The following is a 9832-nucleotide window of genomic DNA, read 5'->3' on the forward strand; positions in this document are numbered from 1 at the left end:
TGGGGTGGTCCCACCACGAGATGGAGGAGAGTCATCCGTGAACATCGATGAATACGCAGCCCTCGACGCGACAGGCATGGCCGAGGTGATCGCTTCCGGCGACGTCACTGCCGACGAGGTTGCGGCTGTCGCCACGAAGGCGCTCGCCGACGTCGACGACAAGCTCAACGCCGTGGCGACGGGGCCCTTCGAGAAGCCCCTGGACTACGCCGGAGACGGTCGATTCGCCGGGGTGCCGTTCGTGATCAAGGACCTGGTGTGTCACGCCGAGGGCGTACCGACGCGGATGGGCACCCGCATGCTCGGCGACGGAATCCGTCCGCCCGCCGACACCCATCTGATGGAGCGCTTCCGCGCCGCCGGCCTCGCCACGCTCGCGGTCTCCACCACGCCCGAGTTCGGTTTCAACGCCAACACCGAAGCCCTCGCCTACGGTTCGACGCGGAATCCGTGGAACCTCGACTACAGCGCGGGAGGATCGAGCGGTGGCTCCGCAGCACTCGTCGCGGCAGGGGCGATCCCGGTCGCCCACGCCAATGACGGCGGCGGCTCGATCCGCATTCCCGCTGCCTGCAACGGGCTGATCGGCCTCAAGCCCAGCCGTGGTCGTGTGCCGCTGGGACCCGACCTCGGTGATGCGTTGAGCGGGTTCGCGATGGAGTTCGCGGTGACCCGCTCGGTCCGCGACACCGCCGCGCTGCTGGACGAGGTGGCGGTGAGCTTCCCCGGCGACCGCTTCGTCATCGCTCCGCCCAGTCGCCCGTGGGCAGACGAGGTCGGTGTCGACCCGGGCCGGCTGCGGATCGCCGTCCACACCGAGTCGTGGGCGGGTACGTTCGTCGATCCCGAGGTTGTCGCGGCCGTCGACTCGGTGGCCGCCACCCTCGAAGCCGCGGGTCACCACGTTGAGCGCGGCACACCGATCTTCGACTGGCAGCAACTGCTCGATGCCCACGTCGTGATCTGGTCCGCATTCCTGGCCGAGTCGGTCGCCGGTGTCGAGGCCATGACGGGCGTTCTCGCCGGCCCCGACAATCTCGAACGAACCACGTGGGAATGCGTCCAGTTCGGTCGACGGGTCACTGCCGTGGAACTGGGCATGGCCAACCTCACGATCAACACGGTGTCACGTGAGGTGGGCCGGTTCTTCACCGAATACGACGTGTTGCTGACCCCGACGACCAACTCACCGTCGATCCCGTTGGGCCGGCTGGATGCGAACGCCGACCTGACCGCCGCGGAATGGACCCGGCAGATCTTCGACACCTGCTCGTTCACGCCGCTGTTCAACGCGACCGGCTCCCCGGCGATCAGCCTGCCGCTCGCGCAGTCGGCGAAGGGCCTGCCGATCGGCGTCCAGTTCGCCGGACCCATGTGTTCCGAGGCAATGTTGCTGCGCGTTGCAGCGCAGCTCGAGAAGGCGCTGCCGTGGGCCGATCGACGTCCCGGAGTCCACGTGACCACGCTCTGACCCGTGCAACGCAGACGAGTCGGCCCGTCCGGCGATCATTCGGTGATCGCCGGACGCAGGACCTGGTTCCGGTGCCGGATTACACGTCGTAGTAGAGCTGGAAGTGCGACCTGGCAGTTTGGACTTCCGAGCAGAGTGGCTGCGTCGCTCTACCTGCACGTTTTCCGTTTGCAGGGTTGGCTGCGACGGGGGCGTTTCGGATCTGCTGCGTACCGACTGCGTACCGAATCTCGCCCGAAAAGTGATGGGGGGTAAGGGGACCGCGATGTCTAGCGCGTTCTGTAACCTCCCTCTATGGTGCTGCAGTGAGCGAAGACGAGACCGACATCCCGGCGCCAACCGAGACCGAGCAGCCCGCCCCCCTCACTTTCTCGGTCGCCGAAGGTCCCGAGCGGCTGGGAGTCACTGAAGCCTGGTATCTCCGCCACCTCCGGGCCAGGAAGCTCCCCGGCCACAGGATCGGACGTCAGTGGCGACTAGCCGAATCGGATCTACAGGGCGCTCTGGAGCTGACCGCCGTTCCTGCCATCGTGGCGCCGGTCGACATCGCCACCCCCACCACCCGGCGCCGCTATGAGCGACGGCTGCGCAGATAGGCGGTCCCGCTCACCGTGGCGATCGAGCCTCGCGGACCTGGTCGTCATCGTCAGACGATTGGCGCAGTGCCCAGGTCGTGTCTGAACTCAGCCGCCCGAACAGTTCATTGGCGACGTGGGATCTGCAGATGATGTGCGAGTGGTGATCGGCCCGGCAAGACGAAGTCCCCACCCTTGGGGTCAACGCATCAAGGGTGGGGACTTTCGGTGTCTCGGGAGACTAGTTGTTGGTGATCTGGAATCCCTTGCCCGGGAAGTCAGCGGGCCTGTCGTCCCCGTTCCGGTTCAGGTCATCGAGGATCTTCTTGGCCGAGGTAAAGGCATAGGCGCGAACCATCGGGGCCCCGGGGACGATGACATAATCCAGGTACCAGGACACGATTCCTGCCCACTTGTCGAACTGGCCCAACACCCAAACGGGCCCACCGGAATCTCCACCCTGGCTACCGCTATCCGTGTACATGACCTCATCCTGGGTCTTGTGGATCCCCCCGCAACGAGACACCTTAGGCTGGTCTGCCTGTGCATACTCCTGGGTAGTGATCGCGCCCGCATGGCACATTTTCGGATTCCCGAGTGACCCGAGGATGCCAGGCTTGGGGACGGTGGGGTTTCCCGAGGAGTCGCTGTAGACCGAAGTCACCTTCCCCCAAGGCACCGAAGGCGTTACAACGGCGTTGGGTTCCGTACTATCCTGCGGGCTGAACGGATTACCTTCAGCGTCATCCCCGTACTTCGGAACGGTCATCACCTGGCTGGAAAGCTGAACGTGATCAGCGAATTCGATCACCATGTAGTCGATGTTGGCTTTCCAGAATGTCAGATTTTCGTTCGTGGTGTTTCCGTCGGACTTGTCGGCCGACACGTACCGGATCCACGCGATGGGCGCGGCATTCAGGCCGTCCCTCCAGTCCATGACGGGATACTGGTTTGTGGTAATTACCTGGCGCTTCGGTGCGCGTTCCGGCTCCTCTCCGGGGACGGGGCTGGGGTACTTCGGGTTGCAATGACCCGCAGTAATGCCGACATTCTTCCCTCGAGCGTCGGTTCCGACGGCGCCCAGGGTGCAAGACAGGCCCTCTAACCTGAGCCTCATCCCTGCCGAGACAACCTTGGTGGGCGTGACCGGGTCCGCGCCGGCCGTACCGACGGTCAAAGTCAGAAGCATCGTCGCTGCCCCCGCCAAAGCCACGAAACCCCTTGTTAAACGCTTCAATTCAATCCCCTCCATGGAGCACTGCAGTCGTTCAGGTGAACGACTCGAAGGAGAGTAGACCGCCTGGTCCTGTCTGGGCGCCGGATTGAGAGGACCGACCGGGAACTGAATGCCACGGAGCCTCCCGGACGAGTTCACCTTCCACGACCTCCGCCACTACATGGCGTCGCTGCTCATCTCGTCGGGCGCAGACATCAAGACCGTGCAGGCGCGGATGAGGCACGCCAGCGCGAATACGACACTCAACGTCTACGGCCATCTGTGGCCGGATGCAGACGAGTCCACCCGCTCTGCGATCGGTGCTGTGATCGCGAAGCGGGTGGACTCGGTGAAATCTACTGCGTACTGACTGCGTACCGAGGCGGTCTCTCAACCGCCCCGGCGCAGGTCAGATGGGGCGTACGACTTACACGTCGTAGTAGAGCTGGAACTCGTAGGGGTGCGGCCGCAGGTTCACGGGCGCGATCTCCTGCTCACGCTTGATCGAGATCCAGGTCTCGATCAGGTCGGTGGTGAACACGCCACCCTCGGTGAGGTAGTCGTGATCCTGCTCGAGACGGTTGATGACGGCCTCGAGGCTGGTGGGGGCCTGCGGGATGTTGCGGGCCTCCTCCGGCGGGAGCTCGTAGAGGTCCTTGTCGACCGGAGCCATCGGCTCGATCTTGTTCTTGATGCCGTCCAGGCCGGCCATCATCTGAGCCGCGAAGTTCAGGTACGGGTTGCCCGAGGAGTCCGGCGCGCGGAACTCGAGGCGCTTGGCCTTCGGGTTGTTGCCGGTGATCGGGATACGGACCGCAGCCGAACGGTTGCGCTGGCTGTACACGAGGTTGATGGGGGCCTCGTAGCCGGGAACCAGACGGTGGTACGAGTTGATCGTCGGGTTCGTGAACGCCAGCAGCGACGGCGCGTGGTGCAGGATGCCGCCGATGTACCAGCGGGCCAGGTCGGACAGGCCCGCGTAGCCGGACTCGTCGTGGAACAGCGGCTTGCCGTCCTTCCACAGCGACTGGTGCACGTGCATGCCCGAGCCGTTGTCGCCGAAGAGCGGCTTCGGCATGAAGGTGGCGGACTTGCCGTGCTGCCAGCAGGTGTTCTTGACGATGTACTTGAACAGCTGCAGGTCGTCGGCTGCGGCGAGGAGGGTGTTGAACTTGTAGTTGATCTCCTGCTGGCCGCCGGTGCCGACCTCGTGGTGGCCGCGCTCGAGCTCGAAGCCCGCGTTGGTCAGGTTGGTGGAGATCTCGTCACGCAGGTCGACGTAGTGGTCGTACGGGGCGACGGGGAAGTAGCCACCCTTCGCGCGGACCTTGTAGCCGAGGTTCGGGCTGCCGTCGGCGTTGCGCTCGTTGCCGGTGTTCCAGGAGCCGGACACGGCGTCCAGCTTGTAGAACGCGCCGTTCATGTTCGACTCGTAGGAGACGTTGTCGAAGATGTAGAACTCGGCCTCGGCACCGAAGAAGGCGGTGTCGGCGATGCCGGTCGACTTCAGGTACTCCTCGGCCTTGCGCGCGACGTTGCGGGGGTCGCGGCTGTAGGACTCGCGGGTGAAGGGGTCGTGGACGAAGAAGTTGATGTTCAGCGTCTTCGCGGCACGGAACGGGTCGATCTGCGCGGTGGTGACATCCGGGAGCAGCATCATGTCGGACTCGTGGATCGACTGGAAGCCACGGACCGAGGAGCCGTCGAACGCCAGACCGTCCTCGAACACGTCCTTGTTGAACGCGGAGGCCGGGATCGAGAAGTGCTGCTGGACGCCCGGCAGGTCACTGAATCGAATGTCGACGTACTCGACCTGTTCGTCCGCGATGTACTTGATGACCTCTTCGGCCGTGCTGAACGCCACGCTTGTGCTCCTTCAGTTGGGTCCCAGCCAATGTTGATGCGGCGGGTTCGTCGAGGTGACGGTATGGACTCGGTGTTGCCCAACAATCAAGTCCATGTTTCGCCAGTGTTACACGTCGCGTTTTACGACGTAGGTCACATCGGTCGAGCGGCCGCGGTGAGTAGATCCGCGCACCGCCTATCCTGGACGCATGGCGCGCATGACTGGTTCCTGGCTCTCCGGCCCCACGGCCGCACTCCCGATCGATGACGACGGTACGCCGAAGTACCGGGGCGAGCGCATCGGACTTCCCGCGACCGGCCGCGGCTCACTCGTCGGTTCCGGGCACCGGATCGGCGCGCTGATGCTCGACTGGCTGATGGCGGGAGGCGTCGCGATCCTGATCCTCGGCGGCGACGCGCTCGACCCCCGGCTGTCCAGTGTCGTGCTGATCGTGTGGTTCGTCGTCGGCATCGTCACGGTGACGCTCTTCTCGTTCACGCCTGGCCAGTACATCGTGGGACTTCAGGTCGCGCGCATCGACAAGCCCGTCGGCGTCGGAATCGTTCGCGCCCTCGCCAGGCAGGTGTTGCTCGTGTTCATGGTTCCGCCGCTCATCACCGACGTCGACGGTCGCGGCATGCACGATCGCGCGACCGGAACCGCGCTGGTCCGCAGCCGGTAGCCGCCGAGGCCGTGCGGTCAGGGGCCGAAACTCCCACGATGTCAGTGGTGCGCCCGCCGAGACCCTGCCCCTGATCGGTGCGCGTTGTCGGCACCACACAACGCAAAAAGCTCACGACCACGTCACTCGAATCGAGAGATCCGAAGTGACGTGGTCGTGAGCTTTTGCGAAGCGCCTGAGCGCCTACCGGCGGCGGATCGTGCGCTGCACGCCCTTCATCTTGGCGCCGCCGGGGACCGGGCCCTTGGGCATGGCCGGGCCGCCGCGGGTGCCGAGTGCGGTGAGCCGCGATTCGATGGAGTCCATGCGCTTGGTGTCGATGTTGCGCGGCAGCTTCGTCAGGTACTTCTGCAGATCACCGAGCCGCACCTGGCCTTCGTCGTTGCCGACGACGACGTCGTAGATCGGGGTGTCGCCGACGAGACGTGCGATCTTCTTCTTCTCCTGGGCGAGGAGCGGCTTGACCCGCTGCGGCGCGCCCTCGGCGACGAGGATGATGCCGGGGCGGCCGATGACGCGGTGCACCGCGTCGAGCTGGGTCGTGCCCGCGATCGTGTTGGTGACTCGCCAGCCGCCCTGCAGGTTGTCGAGTGCCCACGCGGCAGCTCCGGCCTGACCGTCGGCCTTGCCGTAGACGGTGCGCTGCACGCGGCGACCGAAGATGACGAACGCGGCGAGCACGCCGAGCAGGATGCCGACGGGAAGCAGGAACCACTGGATCCCGAAGGGCAGTCCGATCAGGAACAGCACGACGGTGATGCCGACGAGGGCGCCGATCATCAGCGGCAACAGGAGCTTGTCTTCCTTGCGCTGAAGCTGGAATGCCTGCCACAGCTGAGTGCGTCGCTCCTTCGACGCCGCCTTGCGCGCCGCCTTTGCAGCGGCCTTCGCCTCTTTCGATGCCTTGCCCGCTTTGCCGGACCTACTGCCGTTCGCCATACCTCACAGGATACGACCAGGCCCGGTCGCCGATCACACCCGACCGGGCCGGGATGTCAGGCGCGAGCGAGACGCGCGAGCAACGAACCGGCTTCCTGGGAAGCGCTGCCCTCGTCCGCGAGGTGCGCCTGCCCCTCGGGGAGAGCGCGGCCGTGGTGGGCCATCGCCTGCGCGTAGAGGCGTCCCGCCCGATACGACGACCGGACAAGCGGACCGGCCATGACGCCCGCGAATCCGAGTTCGGTCGCGAAGTCGGAGTGGTCGACGAACTCCTCCGGCTTGACCCAGCGTTCGACGGGATGGTGTCGCGGCGACGGGCGCAGGTACTGGGTGATGGTGATGATGTCGCAGCCGGCCTCGTGCAGGTCGACCATCGCCGCCTGCACCTCCTCCGGCGTCTCGCCCATGCCCAGGATCAGGTTGGACTTGGTGACCAGACCGAAGTCGCGCGCGGCGGTGATCACCGCGAGGGAACGTTCGTAGCGGAACGCGGGACGGATCCGCTTGAAGATCCGCGGCACCGTCTCCAGGTTGTGCGCGAGGACCTCGGGGCGCGCGTCGAAGACCTCGGCGAGCAGGTCCGGGTTCGCGTGGAAGTCGGGGATCAGGTTCTCGACGCCGGTGTTCGGGTTGAGGGCGTGGATCTGGCGGACCGTTTCCGCGTACAGCCAGGCGCCCTCGTCGGGCAGGTCGTCGCGCGCGACGCCGGTGATCGTCGAGTACCGCAGTCCCATCGACCGGACCGACTCGGCGACGCGCCGCGGCTCGTCACGGTCGAGGTCGGCGGGCTTGCCGGTGTCGATCTGGCAGAAGTCGCATCGGCGGGTGCACTGGTCGCCACCGATCAGGAAGGTGGCCTCCCGGTCTTCCCAGCACTCGTAGATGTTGGGGCAACCGGCTTCCTCGCAGACCGTGTGCAGGCCTTCGGACTTCACCAGCGACTTCAGTTCGCTGTACTCCGGCCCCATCTTGGCGCGGGTCTTGATCCAGTTCGGCTTCCGCTCGATCGGGGTCTCGGCGTTACGGACCTCGATGCGGAGCAGCTTGCGCCCTTGTGGGGCGGCGGAGGGTGAGTTCTCGGGTGCCACAGTCACGAAATCGATGCTACGCCGGTCACATTCTCGGTCCGCGATCAGCCGAACCGATGCGTGATGAAAGCCGGTGCGGCGGCCTCACCGGAGGGGAAGACGTTGCGTTCGATGTCGTGATCGGCGACCGGGCGGGTGCCGTCGAACGCCGCGACGACGGCCTCGACCACGGCGGGCACGACGTCGGAAACCGTTATCCTCCTGCCCAATTCGCCGGACAGTGAGGAGACTCCCGCGTCGGTGATACCGCAGGGCACGATGTCGTCGAAGCGGTCGAGAGCGGCGTCGCAGTTGAGGGAGAAGCCGTGCAGCGCGACCCCGCGCTGGACCCGGACACCGATCGCGGCGACCTTGCGTTCCGGCAGCCACACGCCGTCGCGCATACCCGCCGCCAGCCACACCCCGGACCGGCCCTCCACCCGACCGCAGTCGAGGCCGAGATCGGTGCAGACCGCGATCAGAGCCTCCTCGAGGCGGCGCACGTAGTTCACGACGTCGACCGGTTCGGCGAGTTTGACGATCGGGTAGCCGACGAGCTGACCGGGACCGTGCCAGGTGATCTTTCCGCCCCGGTCGACGTCGATGACGGGGGTTCCGTCCGTCGGGCGGTCCTCCGGTTGGGTGCGCCGGCCCGCGGTGTAGACGGAGGGATGCTCGAGGAGCAGCAGGGTGTCGCGGCCGAGGTCGTTGGCGCGGTCGTCCGCGAGGCGACGTTGCAGTTCCCAGGCCTCGAGATAGTCGACCAGGCCGAGTTCGCGGATGTCGAGAGGCTCGCTGTCGGTACGGACGGAAGAGGTGACCCTGGTCATTGTCGACACGCTACGCCTGGTGCCCGATCGCGGATCGCGGGCCTGTCGCGCGGCCGTGAGATGAACCGGCCGGACGCGCGAATCGGGGTGTCGCCGACGGTACGGCGACACCCCGATTCGGTGGAGCGAGAAATCCCTACAGGCCGAGGTCCGCGTCGAACGCGGCTTCCTCGAGACGCTGCTTGATCGTCGTCAGGAACCGACCGGCGTCGGCTCCGTCGATCAGGCGGTGGTCGTAGGTCAGCGGCAGGTAGCACATCGACCGGACGCCGATGGACTCGTTGCCGTTGTCGTCGGTGACCACCATCGGACGCTTGACGATGGCGCCGGTGCCCAGCATCGCCGCCTGCGGCGGAACCAGGATCGGGGTGTCGAACAGTGCACCCTGGCTGCCGATGTTGGTGATGGTGAAGGTGCCACCGGCCAACTCGTCCGGCTTGAGGCCGCCGGTGCGGGCGCGCTTGGCGATGTCCGCGATCGCGCGAGCCAGACCGGCGAGCGACAGGTCTCCGGCGTTGTGGATGACCGGGGAGAGCAGACCCTGCTCGGTGTCCACGGCGATGCCGAGGTGGACGGCCGCGTGGTACGTGATCTCCTTGGCATCCTCGTTGTAGCTGGCGTTGACGTTCGGGTGCGCGCCGAGTGCCTCGATGACGGCCTTCGCGAAGAACGGCAGGAACGTCAGGTTGACCCCCTCACGATCCGAGAAGCCGGCCTTGGCCTGCTTGCGGAGCGCCGCGATCGTGGTGACGTCGACCTCGAAGGTCTGGGTCAGCTGCGCGGTGGTCTGCAGCGACTCCCGGGTCTTGACCGCGGTGATCTGGCGGATCCGGTTGACCTTCTGCGTGGTGCCACGAAGGTGTGCGAGTTCCGGACGCACACCCGCTGCCGCGGCGGCCGGTGCCGATGCTGCCGGAGCTGCCGCGGCGGGCGCAGCGGCCGGAGCCTTCTTCGCCTCGGCGGCGGCCAGGACGTCCTGCTTGCGGATGCGGCCACCGACGCCGGTGCCGGTGACGGACGCGAGGTCGACACCGTTCTCGGTGGCGAGCTTGCGCACGAGCGGGGTCACGTACGGCGTCGAGTCGCTGCTCGGAGCGGCAGCGGGCGCCGGGGCAGCGGCGGCAGGCGCGGGAGCCGGTGCGGCAGGCGCGGGTGCCGGAGCCGGTGCGGCGGGCGCGGGCGCCGGGGCAGGCGCAGCTGCTGCGG

At 66.4% G+C, this 9832-nt stretch carries 10 protein-coding genes; 4 read left to right on the plus strand and 6 right to left on the minus strand.

The genetic code is table 11. The features are described from left to right. The first annotated feature begins 37 nt into the window (after nucleotides 1–37). Both FFS72_RS22570 and FFS72_RS22575 read left to right on the plus strand, forming a co-directional pair. On the plus strand, nucleotides 38–1471 hold the full coding sequence (locus FFS72_RS22570; RefSeq protein ID WP_137876040.1) for an amidase: 1434 nt from the start codon (nucleotides 38–40) through the stop codon (nucleotides 1469–1471). 305 nt (nucleotides 1472–1776) lie between these two features. After that, nucleotides 1777–2067, plus strand: a complete 291-nt coding sequence (locus FFS72_RS22575; RefSeq protein WP_137876041.1) for an excisionase family DNA-binding protein — start codon at nucleotides 1777–1779, stop codon at nucleotides 2065–2067. Nucleotides 2068–2287: 220 nt separating this feature from the next. Here FFS72_RS22575 and FFS72_RS22580 read toward each other — a convergent pair whose 3' ends face one another. Continuing rightward, the gene (locus FFS72_RS22580; protein ID WP_137876042.1) at nucleotides 2288–2983 is read right to left on the minus strand and encodes a hypothetical protein; all 696 of its coding nucleotides are present in this window, start codon (nucleotides 2981–2983) and stop codon (nucleotides 2288–2290) included. A 409-nt stretch (nucleotides 2984–3392) separates the two neighbouring features. On the opposite strand from FFS72_RS22580, the gene FFS72_RS22585 reads away from it, so the two are divergent. Further along, a complete protein-coding gene (locus FFS72_RS22585) occupies nucleotides 3393–3632 on the plus strand; it encodes a tyrosine-type recombinase/integrase (RefSeq protein WP_502704147.1) in 240 nt (79 codons plus the stop codon). A gap of 57 nt (nucleotides 3633–3689) precedes the next feature. Here the strand turns inward: FFS72_RS22585 and glnA are convergent, their stop codons facing one another. Next, the gene (gene glnA, locus FFS72_RS22590; protein WP_050064968.1) at nucleotides 3690–5126 is read right to left on the minus strand and encodes a type I glutamate--ammonia ligase; all 1437 of its coding nucleotides are present in this window, start codon (nucleotides 5124–5126) and stop codon (nucleotides 3690–3692) included. A gap of 190 nt (nucleotides 5127–5316) precedes the next feature. On the opposite strand from glnA, the gene FFS72_RS22595 reads away from it, so the two are divergent. Beyond that, a complete protein-coding gene (locus FFS72_RS22595; RefSeq protein WP_137876043.1) occupies nucleotides 5317–5790 on the plus strand; it encodes an RDD family protein in 474 nt (157 codons plus the stop codon). A gap of 183 nt (nucleotides 5791–5973) precedes the next feature. Here the strand turns inward: FFS72_RS22595 and FFS72_RS22600 are convergent, their stop codons facing one another. The 4 genes from FFS72_RS22600 to sucB form a co-directional block, all read right to left on the minus strand. After that, nucleotides 5974–6729 (minus strand): DUF4191 domain-containing protein, encoded by a 756-nt coding sequence (locus FFS72_RS22600; protein WP_137876044.1) that lies wholly within the window; start codon nucleotides 6727–6729, stop codon nucleotides 5974–5976. Nucleotides 6730–6785: 56 nt separating this feature from the next. Further along, the gene (lipA, locus tag FFS72_RS22605) at nucleotides 6786–7817 is read right to left on the minus strand and encodes a lipoyl synthase (protein WP_502704148.1); all 1032 of its coding nucleotides are present in this window, start codon (nucleotides 7815–7817) and stop codon (nucleotides 6786–6788) included. A gap of 44 nt (nucleotides 7818–7861) precedes the next feature. Further along, on the minus strand, nucleotides 7862–8626 hold the full coding sequence (gene lipB, locus FFS72_RS22610; RefSeq protein ID WP_137876045.1) for a lipoyl(octanoyl) transferase LipB: 765 nt from the start codon (nucleotides 8624–8626) through the stop codon (nucleotides 7862–7864). 136 nt (nucleotides 8627–8762) lie between these two features. After that, nucleotides 8763–9832 (minus strand): 2-oxoglutarate dehydrogenase, E2 component, dihydrolipoamide succinyltransferase (gene sucB, locus FFS72_RS22615; RefSeq protein ID WP_137876046.1); only part of this gene is annotated, 1070 nt, incomplete at its 5' end.

Source organism: Rhodococcus sp. Q, assembly GCF_005503035.1.
In the GTDB taxonomy this organism is placed as follows: Bacteria; Actinomycetota; Actinomycetes; order Mycobacteriales; family Mycobacteriaceae; genus Rhodococcus_G.

Coding starts and splice junctions, on each gene's coding strand:
- FFS72_RS22595 (WP_137876043.1), top strand. CDS start 5,317: ATGGCGCGCATGACTGGTTCCTGGCTCTCCGGCCCCACGGCCGCACTC.
- lipB (WP_137876045.1), bottom strand. CDS start 8,626: ATGACCAGGGTCACCTCTTCCGTCCGTACCGACAGCGAGCCTCTCGAC.
- FFS72_RS22580 (WP_137876042.1), bottom strand. CDS start 2,983: ATGGACTGGAGGGACGGCCTGAATGCCGCGCCCATCGCGTGGATCCGG.
- FFS72_RS22585 (WP_502704147.1), top strand. CDS start 3,393: ATGCCACGGAGCCTCCCGGACGAGTTCACCTTCCACGACCTCCGCCAC.
- FFS72_RS22600 (WP_137876044.1), bottom strand. CDS start 6,729: ATGGCGAACGGCAGTAGGTCCGGCAAAGCGGGCAAGGCATCGAAAGAG.